Source organism: Halomonas sp. I1 (assembly GCF_032334135.1).
Lineage (GTDB): Bacteria > Pseudomonadota > Gammaproteobacteria > Pseudomonadales > Halomonadaceae > Halomonas.
In genome coordinates this window covers 1-15,248 of sequence record NZ_JAVXUS010000015.1, presented here as the reverse complement: position 1 = coordinate 15,248, position 15,248 = coordinate 1, and the positions used below count along the sequence as shown (strand labels likewise).

Here is a 15,248-nt window from a genome sequence, read left to right as displayed (position 1 = left end):
GGCCTCCACGTGATTCGGCTTCCGGCATGGTGGGGACGCGACTCACTGGTCGGCCACCAGGCGTGCGACGGCACGCTCGAGACGCGCCATGCCTTCGGCGATGTCCGCCTCGGGGATCACCAGCGACGGCGCCATGCGCAGTACATTGGGACCGGCCACCAGCGCCATCAGGCCTTCCTCGATGGCCAGCGGCAGGATGTCCTTGGCGCGTCCCTCGTACTCGGGACGCATCTCGGCGCCGATCAACAGCCCCATGCCGCGCACTTCCTTGAAGACGCCATGCTTGCGGTTGATGGCCTCGAGATGCTCGCGGAACAGGTCGTGACGCTTGGCCACACCCTCCAGCACCTCGGGGGTGTCGATATGCTCGACCGCTGCCAGAGCCACGGCAGAGGCCAGGGCGTTGCCGCCGTATGTCGAACCATGGGTGCCCAGGCCTAGCGACGGTGCGACGCGGTCGGTGGTCAGCATGGCACCTACCGGGAAGCCGCCGCCGAGCGCCTTGGCGGAGGTCAGGATGTCCGGCGTCACGCCGTACTGCATGTAGGCAAACAGCGAGCCGGTACGGCCCACGCCGGTCTGCACCTCGTCGAAGATCAGCAAAGCATCGTTGGCATCGCAAAGCTCGCGCAGCCCCTTGAGGAACTCGGGGTCGGCAGGAATGATGCCGCCCTCGCCCTGCATCGGTTCGACCATCACCGCGCAGGTGTCGGCATCGATCAGGTCGCGCACGCTCTCGAGGTCATTGAAGTCGCCATGCACGATGCCGCCGGGGACCGGGCCGAAGCCCTGGGAATATTTCGGCTGACCACCGACGCTGACGGTGAAGAAGGTCCGACCATGGAAGGACTTACCGAAGGAGACGATGCGGCTCTTGTGCTCGCCGTGATTGTCGTAGGCCCAGCGACGCGCCAGCTTGAGCGCCGCCTCGTTGGCCTCGCCTCCGGAATTGCACAGATAGACCTTGTCGGCGAAGGTACGCTCGACCAGGCTGCGCGCCAGCTTCAGGGCCGGCTCGTTGGTATAGACATTGGCCAGGTGCCACAGCTTGTCGGCCTGATCCTTGAGGGCATCGACCAGCACCGGGTGGCAATGACCCAGGGCGTTCACCGCGATCCCCCCGGCGAAATCGATGTACTCCTTGCCCTGCTGGTCCCACAGACGGCTGCCCTCGCCACGCACCGGAATGGTCTTCTGGGGCGCATAGTTGGGCACCATGTACTGGTCGAAGTCGCTGCGGGTCGGGGTCTGGGTCATGTCACGCTCCTTTTGCTCGAGAAGGCTCGGAAGGATGGATCATCGTTCTTTCGAGTCGATGCATTCGAGTATAGGGAGCGCGGACCGAAGGGGCTTTCAGCAATGGGACGGCGAATTGTGAAAGAAGGCAGCGAACCGAATCAGCTCGAACCGGTCTCGGGCGACCGACGTTCGCGCCAGGCACGTGGCGAATCGCCCTCGAAACGACGCCAGGCACGCCTGAGCTGGCGGTCGTCGCCGAACCCGACCTCCTCGGCGATGCGTGCCAGGCGCCAGGGTGTCTCTTCCATCAACTGTCGGGCAAGCTGCAGACGCAGACGCTGCAGATAGTCGTGCGGCGACATCCCGGCGACCGCCATGAAGCGCCGCCGCAGGTGACGTTCGCTCATGACCGCCACCCGTGCCATGTCGACCATCGTCCACACGTCCCCCAAGCGGGCGCACAGGGCATCCTGCAGTCGGTGGATGCGCTCGTCGACATGATTGCGCCCTTCCAGCCAGCCGGTCAGTTGCGGCTCATGGCCGCTGCGGCGCAGGTAGAGCACCATCTCCCGCGCCACCGCCAGGGTCAGCCGATGCCCGCGTCGCCGGGTCAACCAGTGCAGCATGGTGTCGATTCCCGTGGAGATCCCGGCGCTGGTAAGAATGGGCCCATCCTCGATGAAGATGCAGTCACCCTGGACACGCGCCCCGGACGCCAGCGCTTCCAGCCGCGACAGCAAGGTATGGTGGGTGGTGCAGCGCCGCCCATCCAGCAGGCCGGCCTCGGCCAGCAGCAACGAGCCCGAACAGACCCCCATGACCGTACCGACCGCCGGCGCATGATGACGCAGCCAGTCGACAATGAGTGGCTGAAGGGCCGGATCAATGCCCTGCCGATACTGACCGGGCACCAACAACAGATCCCAGGCCTGCGGCGTCCCTGGCAAGGGTTCGATCCCGCTCAGCGCCAGCGGCCCCAGCCAGTCGAGTTTCTCGCTGGGGCCGACATAGCGAATTTCCAGGCCTTTCTGCATGCGCTGCGCACAGTGCAGCACCTGGAGCGGGCCCACCAGGTCGAGCGGGACCTGGCCGGGGAGCATCAGCACCCCGACCCTCAGAGACGACGTGGCCTCACGCGACATGCGCTTCCCATTCCTTCGCCAGGCCGGCGACATCGACGATGCGCGCGAAGCGACCTTCCAGCACCAGCTCGGTACGCGCGCGAATATCCTCGGCGGACCAGGTTCGGCCCAGCCGGCTCATGGGGAAGGTCAGGGTCGCTTCGCTGACGAAGTCCACCTCGAAACCGAGGTCGGCGGCGACACGGGTGGTGGTCTCGCAGCACTGCTCCGTACGAATGCCGCTGATGAGCAATCGCCCGATGTCTCGCTCGCGCAGCCAGCCCTGCAGCTCGGTATCGGTAAAGGCGTTGTGGGCCCGCTTGTGGAAGGTCGCCGCCGCCGGTTCGTCGAACCCCTCGAGCGGACGAATCAGGCCATTCACGGGATCGAAGGGCGTCGCACTGCCCGGTTCCTCGTGAAAGATGCGCACCACGGGAATTCCGGCTTGCCGGGCCAGCTCCAGCAAGGCGTGTTGCCGCTCGCGCCAGGGCGCGGCCAGGGCTTCGTCCCAATAGTCACGGGCCGGGAAGGAAGCTTGCACGTCGATCATCAGCAGGGCGGTGTTCATGGAGAAAGCCTCTCATGGCAAGTGGAGTGGCCACCTTAGCGCCGGAGCGCAGCCGTTGACGCCCTCGAACGGCCGACGAGCGGACCATTTCGGCCATCTTGATGATCCTGGCCGGGGCTCAGCCCAGCCGCTCCTCCCGGGGCGTCATGCCGAAGTGATTGCGATAGGCGGTGGAGAAATGCGCCGCCGAGGAAAAGCCGGTCTGCAGGGCGATCTCGCCGGCGGGACGGTCACTGTCACGCAGCAATCGACGCGCCTGCTGCAGGCGCAGGTTGAGGTAATAACGGCTGGGCACGGCCTGGAGATACTTCTTGAACAATCGCTCGAGCTGGCGCCGCGAGATGCCGAGGTGCTCGGCCAGCTCGTGAGTCGTCAGCGGCTCCTCGATGTTCGACTCCATCAGCGCCACCGCGTCCACCAGGCTCTGGGGAGCGTGACCAAGCCGCGTGCGCAGTGGCACCTGCTGGGGCTCGTCGCCCATGCGGATACGCTCGAGCACGAAGTGCTCGGAGATGCGCTCGGCCAGTTCGTCCCCATGATGGCTGCCGACCAGGGTCATCATCATGTCCATGGCGGCGGTACCGCCCCCGCAGGTCAGCCGGTCGCGGTCGATCTCGAACAGCTGCTGGGACAATCGGACCCGGGGATACGCCCGGGCGAAGGCTTCGAAGCGCGGCCAGGGCAAGGTGGCACGATAGCCGTCCAGCACCCCGGTACGCGCCAGCACTTCGGTGCCGCCACCGATGCCGCCCAGCACCACCCGGGCGGCGGCCAGACGCTGCAGCCAATCGGACAGCGGCCGGGGCACGCTGCCCGTCAGAGGGCCCGGCGCGCACACCAGCAGCAGATCCAGGGACGGCCCCGCTTCCCCTGCGGTTGCCTGAGGCAACAGGGCCTGGCCGGAGGCACTGGCAACGGGCCGCTCATCGACGGCGAAGGTCGACAGGCGATACAGCGTGCGCCCGGCCAGTCGGTTGGCCACATGCAAGGGCTCGGTGGCACAGGCCTGGGCCAGCATCGAGAACCCGGGCAATACCACCACGCCCACGTCGCGCGTCAGACCGGGGGAAAGCGGCGAGGCCTTGCCATCAGCGGCCATCATCGACATCGTGCAGGGTATCGATGAAGGCATTGGACCGGGAAATCGCCGCTTGCATGCGCGTCCTCAGCGCGGCGACATCACGCTCCAGTCCGTCGACTTCCCCACGCAATGCGCCGATCGCCCGGGCGTTGAGGTTGTGCTTCAACAGCAGCACATTGTCGCGCATTGCCAGCAGCACGGGATGCATGCTGTCGGCGGCGTTCTGCATGGCATCCCGCATCTGCGCATAACGCTGACGTGTCTGCCGCAGCCGTTGTTCGGACAGGCGTCGATACTCGGCGCTCTGATAGAGATCGAGCTCGTCCTCCCACTCGTCGAACAAGGCAGTGGCCACTGACTCGATGTCGTCGATGCGTTCCTCGACCCGATCGGCGGCGACGTCGCTGCGCTCGTAGGCCTCATCGAGACGCTCATAGGTCTGCGACAGCTCGCTGTCGGGGACCCGCACCACGGCTCGGAACTGCTCCAGCGCCGACACGAACTGTTCCTCGGCCGCCACCTGAGCGTCGCGCCCTTCCTCGACCCGCTCAACCATCAGATCGCGCTTGTGGATGCCAACCTTCTCCAGAGCGCCATAGTAGGCGCTCTGGCAACCGGTCAGCAAAAGCAGCATCAGAACCGACCCCAGCCAGGCATGGAGCGGTAGCGGTTGGGTTCGACGCATCATGTCGCCTCTCTCAGAGCTCGACAACATCGAAGGTCGCGACCGTGTCGACATCGGCCTCGTAATCCACATCGTCCCGCTCGAAGCCGAACAGCTTCAGGAAGTCGTGCTTGTAGCCGGCGTAGTCGGTGATCTCGAACAGGTTGTCGGTAGTGACCTCCGACCACAACGTCTTGCAGGCCTGCTGGACGTCGTCGCGCAGCTCCCAGTCGTCGAGACGCAGGCGGCCGGCGTCATCGGTCTCGGCATGCCCTTCATCGAGATAGAGGCGCTCGCCGAACAGCCGGTTGAGCTGGTCGATGGTGCCTTCGTGGAGTCCCTGCTCCTTCATCACCTTGTAGACCATGGCGATATACAGCGGCATCACCGGGATCGCCGCGCTGGCCTGGGTGACCACCGACTTGAGTACCGCCACATTGGCGCCACCGCCCTGCGCGCCGAGGCGCTTGTCGATCTCGCCGGCGGCACGATCGAGGTCTTCCTTGGCCCGACCCAGGGCGCCGTGCCAATAGATCGGCCAGGTGATCTCGGTGCCGATGTAGCTGAAGGCCACGGACCTGGCCCCCGGCGCCAGCACGCCGGCACGATCCAGGGCGTCGATCCACAGCTCCCAGTCCTCGCCGCCCATCACATCGATGGTGTCGGCGATCTCCTGCTCGGAGGCCGGCTCGACCTCGGCTTCGGTGATGGCGTCCTTGTTGGTATCGATGGCGGTGGCGCGGTAGGTCTCGCCGATCGGCTTGAGGCTCGAGCGCTTGAGCTCGCCGCTGTCGGGCAGCTTGCGCACCGGAGACGCCAGGGAGTAGACCACCAGGTCGACCTGGCCGAGATCCTGCTTGATCAGCTCGATAGCCTTCTCGCGCGCCTCATGGGAAAAGGCATCGCCATTGATGGACTTGCTGTAGAGGCCTTCGGCCTTGGCGAACTTGTCGAAGGCAGCGGCGTTGTACCAACCGGCAGTGCCGGGCCTCTTCTCCGTACCCGGCTTCTCGAAGAACACGCCGAGGGTATCGGCACCGTAGCCAAAGGCCGCGGTGACGCGTGCCGCCAGGCCATAACCGCTGGAGGCGCCTACCACCAGCACTTTTTTGGGGCCGGTGCTCTTGTCCAGGCCTCGCGCCCGCGTCGCCTCGATCTGCTCGAGCACGTTCTTCTCGCAACCGACAGGGTGAGTGGTGGTGCAGATGAAACCGCGTACCTTGGGCTTGATGATCACGACAGACCTCTTCGTTGAATACCGAGGAGCCGCGCGGGGCGGCATCCGGAAAGTTGTTTTGCCAATGGCGACATTCTAGCGACACTGGACGGCACTGTCCGCCCTGATCGACTCGCGAGGCCGTGACACCGGTCGAGATATTGTCGAGAGCCACCGGCTGGGGCAGCATGAATAGTGACCCCGATATTCGACAGAATGAGCAGGAGACCGCCAATGGATGCCCAGACCCTCGTCGACGAGCGTGGCGAATTATGGCTGGCACTGGCGCCCCTGTGGCTGGAGCGGGAACCCAGGGAGACCGATTATGCCCGCATGGTCGAGGTCATCCAGCGCCACGACCTCAGCGTTCAGGAGCTGGAATGGGTCTTCCGCCTGGAGCTGGCGCCGGTGCTCTCTCGTCAGCAGATGTCCGTGGCCAGCGAATGGCGTCACTTCGACGACCACAAGCTGATGCGCCTGCTGGTCGCCCATAACCTGAGGCTCAAGGGCTGGCGGCGCAAGACCTGGGCCCTGTTCTCGGGCCTGACCACCATGATGGCTCGCCACCGCTGGAACGAACTGATGGAACGGGTGTTGATCGCGCGGGGCGAGACCTTGTCATGATCGCCGATTGAGGATCACCCTCCTCAGGACTCGTCGAGGATCCTCTCCAGCGCCTCGTTGAGTTCGCCGATACCCGCCCGCGGCGAGAATCGGCGCACGACGCGGCCATCCCGGGCCACCAGGAACTTGGTGAAGTTCCATTTGATGACACCTGTACCCAGCACCCCCGGTGCATCTCGCTTGAGTTCGACGAACAGGGGATGGGCATGACGCCCATTGACGCGGACCTTCTCCATCAGCGGAAAGGTCACGCCATACGTCTGCTCGCCGAAGGAGCAAAAAGACGAGGCTGACTCGGGTGACTGTCGACCGAACTGATTGCAGGGGAAGGCCAGTACGGTGAAGCCGCGATCACGGTGGCGACGATAGAGACGCTCGAGTTCGCCGAGCTGAGATGTAAAGCCACAACGGCTGGCCACATTGACGACCAGGAGCGCCTGGCCGCGCAGCGCGCGAAGGTTGAAGGGCTCGCCGCTATAGGTGCGGCAATCATGATCATGGATGCTCATGGCTCGGGCTCGCTGTCTATTCCATCAAGATGCCATGCCGGCTCCCTCGGCGCCAGTCCTGCGCCAACGGCTCACCCAGGTGCCACAAGAGCGCCGTCACGGACGAGCGTCTCCACCACCTGACGCGTGTCCGGCGTCACCTCATCGAGCGCCAGGGCCCGATCAGGGGAAAGCCAGAAAGCCTCGGCGACTTCATCCGCCTGCAGGGCCAGGGGGCCATCATAGTCGACCAGGTAGGCGCTGCCGAAGATGTGGTTACCATCCCGGGCATGCACGAACTCCAGCATATGCCGCAGAGGCACCCCGACGATCCCGAGCTCCTCGGCCAGTTCGCGCCGCGCCGCCACATGCACCGCCTCTCCGGCACCGACCACGCCCCCGGCGGCCAGGTCGATGCCACCGGGAAAAACCTCCTTGCTCCGGGTGCGGCGCTGCACACACAACTCGCCCCGCGTGTTGCGCACCACGATATAGGTAGCGCGATGCCAGAAGTGGTAGCGCCGCATGGTGGCGCGCGGCGCGCTGCCGCAAGGCCGGTTGCGCGCATCCACCAACTGGATGCTTTCGTCGGAAATACGCTGGACCGTCGCCGACTCGGGCGACGCACCTGGGGCGGTGGCCATGAAGACTCCCTGCAGGGAAATAGGATCAGCCTAACGGCTCACCCCGGGCACGTCATCTCCCCGTTACCCACCACCGCGTTTCCTTCGTCCCTTGCCGGCGCCTGCGTTACAGTCTTCCTCCCCTCCCGACAATGATGACAAGGGCCGAGCGATGCGTGACACCGATGCGAATGCCGATAAACGCCAGGTAGGCCTCGACGATGAAGGAGGCGTCCACTGGGATCAGACGATGAGCTACGGCCAGTACCTGAACCTCGACGCCCTCCTGGATTGCCAGCGCCCGCTATCGAGCGAGCATGACGAGATGCTGTTCATCGTCATCCACCAGGCCTCCGAACTGTGGATACGCCTCTGCCTGCACGAAGCGCACGGCGCCGCCGAGCGCATTCATCACGGCGACCTGCGCCCTGCCTTCAAGATGCTGACTCGGGTCGCGCGCATCCAGGAGCAGCTCATCAACGCCTGGGAGGTCCTCGTCACCATGACCCCGGCGGATTACCTGAGCTTTCGCGACGAACTGGGTCAGAGCTCCGGCTTCCAGTCATATCAGTACCGGGAACTGGAATTCCTGCTCGGCAACAAGAACGCCCGCATGATCGAGGCCCACCGCGCCCACCCTCGCCACTACGATCGACTGCACGAGGTGCTGCAGGCACCCAGTCTCTACGACATCACCCTGCAGCGATTGGGACAGCGCGGCTTCGACATCCCGGCTGACCGCCTGGAGCGGGACTGGTCCGAACCCTATGTCCCCTCAGCCCGCGTCGAGGCCGCCTGGCGCGAGATCTACCGGGATACCGAGAGCCACTGGGACCTTTACGAGCTGGCCGAAAAGCTGGTGGATCTGGAGTACAACTTCCAGAAGTGGCGCTTCAGTCACATGAAAACCGTCGAGCGTATCATCGGCTATCGCCATGGCACCGGCGGCACGGGTGGCGTCAGCTATCTGGTCAAGGCCCTCGACCTGCAATTCTTCCCCGAACTCTGGTCCGTGAGAACCACCATCTGACCGCCGTCCAAGGCGTTGACCAGACACCGACGGGCCACCATGCTCAGAACAGGCCCGCCATCGGAGCTGCCCATGCAGGATCACGCGCCACGAGCCCGGCTGGCGACCCATGAAGTGGTCAACCAGCCCCCGTCCCCCGCAGATCGCGACCTCCTCGAGGGTGACCTGCCGATGCGCGAGGCACTGGCGCGGGAAGCCCCCGGCTGGGTTGCCGAACGCCTGGCCCCGCTGGGACGCGAGGTCGGCAGCGAGCACGTCCGCGCTCTTGGCGAGGCGGCCAACCGCCATCCGCCCGAACTGCGACTGTTCGACCGCTACGGGCGACGCCTGGATGCCGTCGACTACCACCCGGCCTACCATGCGCTGATGCACATGGCCATGGACTCCGGCTGGCATGCGGTCGCTTGGCAGGAAGAAGGCCGTGGCGGCCACCAGGCCCACGTAGCCGCCCTCTACCTGCTCACCCAGGCGGAGCCCGGCTTCTGCTGCCCGGTGACCATGACCCATGCCGCCATGCCGGCGCTGCGCCACTCGCCGTCCCTTCATGCCCGCTGGTCTCCCGGCCTGCTGCACTGGGACTACGACCCCCGTGCGCTACCCGCCGTGCGCAAGACGGCGCTGACCTTCGGCATGGCGATGACCGAAAAACAGGGCGGCAGCGACGTTCGCGCCAACACCACTCGCGCCACCCCCGACGCGAACGGCTGGCGGTTGATCGGCCACAAGTGGTTCTGCAGCGCCCCCATGTCGGACGCCTTCCTGACCCTGGCGCAGACCGAGGACGGCCTCGGCTGCTTTCTGGTGCCGCGCTTCACCCCGGACGGCGAACGCAACGCCATCGAGCTGCAACGGCTCAAGGACAAGTGCGGCAACCGGGCCAACGCCTCGGCGGAAATCGAATACCGTGATGCCTGGGCCGAGCCGCTGGGCGAGCCCGGACGCGGCGTTGCCACCATTCTCTCGATGGTCCAGCAGACCCGGTTGGACGCCGCCACCGCACCGGTAGCGATGATGCGTCAGGCGCTGGACGAAGCCTGGCGGCACGTGCGCGTACGACACGCCTTCGGCCGGCGCCTGGCCGAGCAGCCCTTGATGCGCACTCTGCTCGCCGACATGGCACTGGAAGTCGAGGCCGGCGTCGCCTTGACCCTGCGCACCGCCCGTGCCTTCGACGGCGCCGCACGAGGCGACGCCCACGAGACCGCCCTGGCCCGGCTGTTGCCGGCCCTGGCCAAGTACTGGCACAACAAGCGCGCGCCCGGTTTCCTGGCCGAGGCCATGGAATGCCTCGGCGGCATCGGTTACGTGGAAGAGTCCCCGCTGGCGCGGCTCTACCGCGAAGCGCCGGTAAACTCCATCTGGGAAGGCTCGGGCAACGTCATCTGCCTGGATGTCCTGCGAGTATTCGCTCGCCACCCCGAAGCCCTGACGGCACTTCGCCAGGAACTCGACACGGCGCGCGGCGGGTCGTCGGCATTGGACGCCGCCGTGCAGGAACTCATCACGCGTCTCGAAGCGCCACCGGATACCCTGGAGCGTCAGGCACGCTGGCTGACCCAGCGCCTGGCCCAGTGTCTCCAGGGAGCCCTGCTGCTGCGCCACGCGCCAGCCGAGATCGGCGAGACCTTCTGTCGTTCCCGACTCGTCGACGCCAGCCCCGTCTTCGGCGCCCTGCCGCCGGATGCGCCCGAAGATGCGATTCTGAATCGCCTTCACGCCTGAGAAGCGCCCGGAATGTACGATAGGATAGCCTGGGAAGCCCTCTCGCCCCTGCCAACCGGAGCCGCTCATGGAGGACTGGACCCTCAGATGGATCCTGGGTCAGGCCGTCAGCCTGACCGCCCTGGCGCTGTGCATCGTCGCCTTTTCCAGCAAGCGCGACGACCGGCTGTTCGTGATCCTCGTCTTCGCCAATGTCGCCTTCGCCGCGCAGTTTGCCCTCTTCCAAAGCTGGGTGGCTTCCGGCATCTCCGCGCTGATCGTGCTGCGTATCATCCTGGCGCGACGCTACCCGAGCCATATCGGCATCATGGTCGCGGTGCTGATCGCGACCCTGGTCATCGCGGCCCTGACCTGGAGCGGGCCACGCGATATTCCGGCCCTGGCGGCGGGGTTATTGGGTACCTATGGCATGTTCATGTTGCGCGGCATCGCCATGCGTGTCCTGTTGGCCAGCGCCGCCTTCTGCTGGATCATCAGCAACCTGCTGGCAGGCTCCATCGGCGGCAGCATTGCCGAGACCCTGATCTTCATCACCAATGTGGTAACCATTCAGCGTCTCAGGCGTGACGCCCTGTTGCATGGCGCCCCTTGAGACGCCTGCGTGTCTCGAACGCCGTACGGCCTCGCTGTCACCCACCAATGGGGCCCAGGGCGACCCGCAACGCCAACGCCAGCAGCAATACACCGGTGGCCCGATTGATCCAGTGAGCGCGGGCCTGCAACCAGGGCAACACCCGGGAATGGGAGAGCCCGACGGCCACCAGCACATACCAGCCACCGTCGATGATCATGGCCGTGAACACGATGATCGCGCGAGCCGTCAGGCTCATGTCCGGCGTCACGAACTGGCTGAGCAGGGCGACGAAGAACAGGATGAGCTTGGGGTTGCCAAGTGCCACCAGCATCCCCTCGCGGGCCGCCTGCATGCCCGAAGTAGCCATGGCATCCGCTTCGAGCGCACCCGCTCGTCCGGCACGCAGTGCCTTGATACCCAGCCAGGCCAGATAGGCCGCGCCCGCCCAGGTGATCGCCTGGAACAACGTCGGGAAACTCACGATCAGCGCCCCCAGGCCCCAAACAGTCAGCAGCGCATAGAGCCCGACGCCCAGTGCATGAGACAAGGCCGCTGCCACGCCCGGCATGCGACCGCCGCCGAGCGTATGACGCAGCACCAGCGCCAGGCTAGGCCCGGGGGACATGGCCCCCATGGCGCAGACGGCCGCCAGCGACAGCCAGAGTGAAAGAGGCATGAGCATTCTCCATGGAGCTTGATCACGGGAAGGGGCACCAATGCGCAGGCGTTGCGGAACAGCGCTTAACGGTGGAACTGCCCCTCTCGTTCCGGCTGCCAGAGGATGGCGTCGACGCGAAGCGACGTCCGCTCCCCGCCGGGTAGCGGCCACTCGATGACATCACCGACACGTAGACCGAGCAGTGCCGCACCGACCGGCGCCATGACCGAGACACCATCCTCGGTGGCGTCCAGCGAACGAGGGTATACCAGGGTCCGCACGATCTCACGCTCGCGCGTCAGATCGGTGAAACGCACCTGGCTGTTCATGCTGATCACATCCATCGGGATCTCCTCCGGATCGAGCACCTCACCACGCTCCAGTTCCTCCTCCAGAGAACGCGCCACGGCATCGTCGCCAGCCGCATCGATGAGTCGTTGCAAACGCTCGGCATCGAGCCGATTGATGATCAAGGGGGGACGCACCGCCATATGAGCCTCCTTGCCGATATGTGGCATACGGGGGGTGACCAACGAAAACAGCCCTCCACCCGTTAGCAGGAGAAGGACTGTCCACAAAGCCACCATACGCCATCCTCGCGAGGAAAGACAGGCCGACAAGGGGCCCAGGTAATCCATTGCAGAATACCATCACGATTCGTGATGTTATTATCGAGATACTTCGTTTTCTTGATGCATCTCTTCGCGCCTACACTGCGCCTCCCCTACAGGTGAAGCAGGTCATGAATGGAGAGGCGAAAATGCGCGATTGGAAAATGCTTACCAGTCTGTCAGCCGGTATTTTGACGGTCGTCCTCTGGGGCAGCCTGCCGGTCCTCAAGCACCTGGCCTCCCTGCCTCCCATGCTCATCACCGCAGTCGCCATGGCCTGTGCTGCCGGCTTCACACGTCTCATCGGCATGGTCAAGACGACGAAGCGACTGGGTCGTGAACGATTCGGCGTCCGTCACTGGACAATGGGCGTCGGAGGACTGGTCGGGGCCCTGTATGGCTATTTCCTGGCACTCGAAGGCGGCGACCCGGCCAAGGTCACCCTGATCACCTACACCTGGCCGCTCGGCCTCGTGCTCGTTTCCGATCACCTGGACGGCAAGGGCCTACGGCCGATGCCCCTGATCGGTGCCAGCGTGGCGTTCGCCGGCATGGTCCCCTTGATCCTGGGCGACAACCAGGGCACCGCCACATCGCCCTGGGCGTATTTCGCCGGTGCACTCGCCGGCCTGTCGTGGATCGCCTTTTCCCTGCATCTTCGTCAGTCGGGCGGGCTATCCTCTCGCGGCTATCAACGGCTGTTCTTGCATGCTGGCGTGATCGCCCTGGCAATACACCTGGTGTTCGAATCGACACCCACTGCCACCACATCGCTGGACTGGCTGGCCGCCTGCCTGATCGGTATCGGTCCCTATGGCCTGGCATTCATCACCTGGGGCCATGCGCTGAAAAACGGCCCGACCACGCTACTCGGCGTCATGACCTATCTGGTACCGATCATCTCGGCAATGCTGCTGGTGGCACTCGGCTGGAGCACCCTGAGCCAGGAGCTGTTCATCGCCACCGCCGCCGTGGTCGGCGGCGCGCTATTGACCCAGAGCCGCTGGCCAGGGACGAACGGCCGGCCCCGCGGAAGACAGGAGGCCAAACAGTAACGAGGCCACTCGGCAGCGAATCAGGCACTGAAGCCTGGCAAGAGAAGAACGGGCAGAAGGAGACGGCGAGGAGGGGGTCTGCGAGAAGAAGGGAAATGCCGCTGAGCACTCCTTGACTGACCACATGTTGAAAAGTGGTGCCGGTGGTCGGACTCGAACCGACACACCCGTGAAGGCGGCGGATTTTGAAGCCGACGCGCACTCATAAAAATCAATGCGTTGCGTAACGTATTGTCGAAAAACCCAATACCCGTCCCAATACCAGAAATGCGCTTGGATGCTTCCGGATGCGACTTATCGCCAAGGCACCACGCCCCTCAGGGGGCATGGTGCGTCAGGTCGTGGAAGTGAATACCTGTCGCCTTGATGACAGCCGTCATGGTGCTCAGGGTGGGATTCCCCTTGGGGGACAGCGCCCGGTACAGGCTTTCGCGCGACACCTGGGCACGCTCGGCCACCTCCGCCATGCCGCCTCTCGCTTCCACCACATGGCGAAGCGCCATCAGGAAGGCCGATTCACCGCCCTCCTCGTCCAGCTCGTCAAAGGCGGTACGCAGGTAATCAAGCGCCATGTCCGGATCATCGCGCAGCATTTGGGTTACAGCATCGTCATGACTTTTCATGTGCGGGCTCTCCTTCGGTGGTCTGCCAGAAACGCTTTTGCCTGCTCTATGTCGGCTTGCTGGCGATTCTTCGTACCGCCGATCAACAACATCACCAGGCGCTGGCCTACCTTGGCGTAGTAAACGCGATAGCCAGGCCCGTAGTCGATGCGCAGCTCGAGCACCCCGTTACCCACGGCCTTGGAATCGCCGGCATTGCCTGCGGCCAGCCGGTTGAGGCGAGTCAGCACCCGCATGGCGGCCTGACGATCCTTGATCTTGGTCGCGTCCAGCCAGGCCTGAAATGGATCATGGCCGTCAGCGGTCAGGTAGTGCGTCAGCTCCATCATGGAGCTATTGTAGCTTAAAAGCTACGAAAGGGGGTCGGCTTATCGTCCGATACCAGAATATCCGGCTTCGAATGGGCACAACTCAAGTTCGCACCAAAGCTCCATTGACATGATGTTGACACTGGAGGAAGTTCCAAATGAACCAAGACGCAAGGGGAAGGGAAAGTAAGCGCTTGATGTAAAGTGGTGCCGGTGGTCGGACTCGAACCGACACGCCTGTTACAGCGGCGGATTTTGAATCCGTTTCAAGGCAATCACGGGCCGCGCTTGCTACCGCTATCGTCCGATATATCAACGCCTTACAGCATCACACTGGCTACATATACAGCATTGGTCGCACTCGATCTGCGACCAAACTGCGACCACCTGCCCTTGTTCATCACGGTGCAGCAGGTAGCCTGAGGCACTAGTCAACAGGAGGTAGCCTATGGGGAAATTCTTGGAGCAAGTGATTGCCAATCCAGCCTGGGTGCAAGCTATTGGCTCAATCCTCGCGATTCTAGCTGCTGCAGCAATAGCTGCGTGGCAACACTGGCGAGATGTCGCCATGCGAAAAGCACAGGATCGACGCTACCGGAGGACAATATTGTCAATTGCGGAACAGGCGGATAAAGATGCAGATGACATTATTAACAGGCTTAAAGATGACACATTCTTTCGCCACGAAGGTGCAGGAACTCCCCCTCTTAGAGATAAAATCAAGATCCTGAACACCGTAACCCTAGAGAGCCTGCCTGCCCCAGAGGGCTTTACCAGCCTCTACCACCTTCGAGATAACCTCCAGGCGCTGGTCAGCGTTGCTGAGTCTGAAGAAAGGGCGAACCACTCGCAAGGGGTACACCCTGAGTCGTATGAGTGTGCCTATGAGGCACGGAAGGAAGCTGCAAAGCAATTAGCCATATTCGCCAGAAGCATACCCCGATGATGGCCTAATATGTTGATTCATGGCTCTTCATCTATTTCAGTGGGTTAGGTGTCATTTCCAGCCCGCCGAAATGAAACAGGATCGCCGTCTTGAAACG

At 64.0% G+C, this 15,248-nt stretch carries 18 protein-coding genes and 1 tRNA gene; 6 read left to right on the top strand and 13 right to left on the bottom strand.

All coding sequences use genetic code 11. From position 1 onward, the window contains the following. Nucleotides 1–42 precede the first annotated feature (42 nt). The 6 genes from RSO41_RS14305 to fabV all read right to left on the bottom strand — a co-directional run bounded on the left by RSO41_RS14305 (nt 43) and on the right by fabV (nt 5,910). Nucleotides 43–1,257 (bottom strand): aspartate aminotransferase family protein, encoded by a 1,215-nt coding sequence (locus RSO41_RS14305; RefSeq protein WP_315619827.1) that lies wholly within the window; start codon nt 1,255–1,257, stop codon nt 43–45. Nucleotides 1,258–1,397: 140 nt separating this feature from the next. Continuing rightward, nucleotides 1,398–2,381 (bottom strand): GlxA family transcriptional regulator, encoded by a 984-nt coding sequence (locus RSO41_RS14300; RefSeq protein ID WP_315619826.1) that lies wholly within the window; start codon nt 2,379–2,381, stop codon nt 1,398–1,400. Beyond that, nucleotides 2,371–2,928, bottom strand: a complete 558-nt coding sequence (locus RSO41_RS14295) for an isochorismatase family protein (RefSeq protein WP_315619825.1) — start codon at nt 2,926–2,928, stop codon at nt 2,371–2,373. Before RSO41_RS14295 ends, RSO41_RS14300 begins: the two co-directional genes overlap by 11 nt. Nucleotides 2,929–3,046: 118 nt before the next feature. Further along, nucleotides 3,047–4,027 carry a GlxA family transcriptional regulator gene (locus tag RSO41_RS14290; RefSeq protein ID WP_315619911.1) on the bottom strand — a complete coding sequence of 327 codons (981 nt, stop codon included), beginning with the start codon at nt 4,025–4,027 and terminating at the stop codon, nt 3,047–3,049. Continuing rightward, entirely contained in the window at nt 4,017–4,697 is a 681-nt protein-coding gene (locus RSO41_RS14285) for a DUF2959 domain-containing protein (protein ID WP_315619824.1), read from the bottom strand. Before RSO41_RS14285 ends, RSO41_RS14290 begins: the two co-directional genes overlap by 11 nt. A gap of 10 nt (nt 4,698–4,707) precedes the next feature. Next, complete coding sequence (fabV, locus tag RSO41_RS14280) at nt 4,708–5,910, bottom strand: enoyl-ACP reductase FabV (RefSeq protein ID WP_315619823.1); 1,203 nt, start codon at nt 5,908–5,910, stop codon at nt 4,708–4,710. A gap of 213 nt (nt 5,911–6,123) precedes the next feature. On the opposite strand from fabV, the gene RSO41_RS14275 reads away from it, so the two are divergent. Next, entirely contained in the window at nt 6,124–6,513 is a 390-nt protein-coding gene (locus RSO41_RS14275) for a hypothetical protein (RefSeq protein WP_315619821.1), read from the top strand. A gap of 23 nt (nt 6,514–6,536) precedes the next feature. On the opposite strand, the gene RSO41_RS14270 is transcribed toward RSO41_RS14275, so the two are convergent. After that, nucleotides 6,537–7,022, bottom strand: a complete 486-nt coding sequence (locus RSO41_RS14270; RefSeq protein WP_315619820.1) for a glutathione peroxidase — start codon at nt 7,020–7,022, stop codon at nt 6,537–6,539. A 71-nt stretch (nt 7,023–7,093) separates the two neighbouring features. Continuing rightward, nucleotides 7,094–7,645 (bottom strand): NUDIX hydrolase, encoded by a 552-nt coding sequence (locus RSO41_RS14265; RefSeq protein ID WP_315619819.1) that lies wholly within the window; start codon nt 7,643–7,645, stop codon nt 7,094–7,096. A 151-nt stretch (nt 7,646–7,796) separates the two neighbouring features. On the opposite strand from RSO41_RS14265, the gene kynA reads away from it, so the two are divergent. The 3 genes from kynA to RSO41_RS14250 all read left to right on the top strand — a co-directional run bounded on the left by kynA (nt 7,797) and on the right by RSO41_RS14250 (nt 10,968). After that, entirely contained in the window at nt 7,797–8,654 is an 858-nt protein-coding gene (gene kynA / locus RSO41_RS14260) for a tryptophan 2,3-dioxygenase (RefSeq protein WP_315619817.1), read from the top strand. A 72-nt stretch (nt 8,655–8,726) separates the two neighbouring features. Beyond that, entirely contained in the window at nt 8,727–10,376 is a 1,650-nt protein-coding gene (locus tag RSO41_RS14255) for an acyl-CoA dehydrogenase family protein (protein ID WP_315619816.1), read from the top strand. Between the two features lie 67 nt (nt 10,377–10,443). Continuing rightward, nucleotides 10,444–10,968, top strand: coding sequence for a YgjV family protein (locus RSO41_RS14250; RefSeq protein ID WP_315619815.1), 525 nt, complete (start codon nt 10,444–10,446; stop codon nt 10,966–10,968). A gap of 37 nt (nt 10,969–11,005) precedes the next feature. On the opposite strand, the gene RSO41_RS14245 is transcribed toward RSO41_RS14250, so the two are convergent. Continuing rightward, complete coding sequence (locus RSO41_RS14245; RefSeq protein ID WP_315619814.1) at nt 11,006–11,626, bottom strand: LysE family translocator; 621 nt, start codon at nt 11,624–11,626, stop codon at nt 11,006–11,008. Between the two features lie 65 nt (nt 11,627–11,691). Continuing rightward, entirely contained in the window at nt 11,692–12,099 is a 408-nt protein-coding gene (gene rnk, locus RSO41_RS14240) for a nucleoside diphosphate kinase regulator (RefSeq protein WP_315619813.1), read from the bottom strand. Nucleotides 12,100–12,368: 269 nt separating this feature from the next. On the opposite strand from rnk, the gene RSO41_RS14235 reads away from it, so the two are divergent. After that, nucleotides 12,369–13,274, top strand: coding sequence for a DMT family transporter (locus RSO41_RS14235; protein WP_315619812.1), 906 nt, complete (start codon nt 12,369–12,371; stop codon nt 13,272–13,274). A 317-nt stretch (nt 13,275–13,591) separates the two neighbouring features. Here RSO41_RS14235 and RSO41_RS14230 read toward each other — a convergent pair whose 3' ends face one another. The 3 genes from RSO41_RS14230 to RSO41_RS14220 all read right to left on the bottom strand — a co-directional run bounded on the left by RSO41_RS14230 (nt 13,592) and on the right by RSO41_RS14220 (nt 14,543). After that, nucleotides 13,592–13,897 (bottom strand): addiction module antidote protein, encoded by a 306-nt coding sequence (locus tag RSO41_RS14230; RefSeq protein WP_315619811.1) that lies wholly within the window; start codon nt 13,895–13,897, stop codon nt 13,592–13,594. After that, nucleotides 13,894–14,226 carry a type II toxin-antitoxin system RelE/ParE family toxin gene (locus tag RSO41_RS14225; protein ID WP_315619810.1) on the bottom strand — a complete coding sequence of 111 codons (333 nt, stop codon included), beginning with the start codon at nt 14,224–14,226 and terminating at the stop codon, nt 13,894–13,896. Before RSO41_RS14225 ends, RSO41_RS14230 begins: the two co-directional genes overlap by 4 nt. Nucleotides 14,227–14,410: 184 nt before the next feature. Next, nucleotides 14,411–14,543: transfer RNA gene (locus RSO41_RS14220), tRNA-OTHER, on the bottom strand. A 110-nt stretch (nt 14,544–14,653) separates the two neighbouring features. Here RSO41_RS14220 and RSO41_RS14215 point away from each other — a divergent pair. Then, entirely contained in the window at nt 14,654–15,151 is a 498-nt protein-coding gene (locus RSO41_RS14215) for a hypothetical protein (protein ID WP_315619809.1), read from the top strand. Nucleotides 15,152–15,248 lie beyond the last annotated feature (97 nt).

Excerpts from the sequence above, each read along its gene's own strand:
- RSO41_RS14235 (WP_315619812.1), top strand. The coding sequence starts at position 12,369 with ATGCGCGATTGGAAAATGCTTACCAGTCTGTCAGCCGGTATTTTGACG.
- RSO41_RS14300 (WP_315619826.1), bottom strand. The coding sequence starts at position 2,381 with ATGTCGCGTGAGGCCACGTCGTCTCTGAGGGTCGGGGTGCTGATGCTC.
- RSO41_RS14290 (WP_315619911.1), bottom strand. The coding sequence starts at position 4,027 with ATGGCCGCTGATGGCAAGGCCTCGCCGCTTTCCCCCGGTCTGACGCGC.
- RSO41_RS14250 (WP_315619815.1), top strand. The coding sequence starts at position 10,444 with ATGGAGGACTGGACCCTCAGATGGATCCTGGGTCAGGCCGTCAGCCTG.
- RSO41_RS14265 (WP_315619819.1), bottom strand. The coding sequence starts at position 7,645 with ATGGCCACCGCCCCAGGTGCGTCGCCCGAGTCGGCGACGGTCCAGCGT.
- RSO41_RS14285 (WP_315619824.1), bottom strand. The coding sequence starts at position 4,697 with ATGATGCGTCGAACCCAACCGCTACCGCTCCATGCCTGGCTGGGGTCG.
- RSO41_RS14225 (WP_315619810.1), bottom strand. The coding sequence starts at position 14,226 with ATGATGGAGCTGACGCACTACCTGACCGCTGACGGCCATGATCCATTT.
- RSO41_RS14270 (WP_315619820.1), bottom strand. The coding sequence starts at position 7,022 with ATGAGCATCCATGATCATGATTGCCGCACCTATAGCGGCGAGCCCTTC.
- RSO41_RS14215 (WP_315619809.1), top strand. The coding sequence starts at position 14,654 with ATGGGGAAATTCTTGGAGCAAGTGATTGCCAATCCAGCCTGGGTGCAA.
- RSO41_RS14245 (WP_315619814.1), bottom strand. The coding sequence starts at position 11,626 with ATGCCTCTTTCACTCTGGCTGTCGCTGGCGGCCGTCTGCGCCATGGGG.
- RSO41_RS14255 (WP_315619816.1), top strand. The coding sequence starts at position 8,727 with ATGCAGGATCACGCGCCACGAGCCCGGCTGGCGACCCATGAAGTGGTC.
- RSO41_RS14305 (WP_315619827.1), bottom strand. The coding sequence starts at position 1,257 with ATGACCCAGACCCCGACCCGCAGCGACTTCGACCAGTACATGGTGCCC.
- rnk (WP_315619813.1), bottom strand. The coding sequence starts at position 12,099 with ATGGCGGTGCGTCCCCCCTTGATCATCAATCGGCTCGATGCCGAGCGT.
- kynA (WP_315619817.1), top strand. The coding sequence starts at position 7,797 with ATGCGTGACACCGATGCGAATGCCGATAAACGCCAGGTAGGCCTCGAC.
- RSO41_RS14275 (WP_315619821.1), top strand. The coding sequence starts at position 6,124 with ATGGATGCCCAGACCCTCGTCGACGAGCGTGGCGAATTATGGCTGGCA.
- RSO41_RS14230 (WP_315619811.1), bottom strand. The coding sequence starts at position 13,897 with ATGAAAAGTCATGACGATGCTGTAACCCAAATGCTGCGCGATGATCCG.
- RSO41_RS14295 (WP_315619825.1), bottom strand. The coding sequence starts at position 2,928 with ATGAACACCGCCCTGCTGATGATCGACGTGCAAGCTTCCTTCCCGGCC.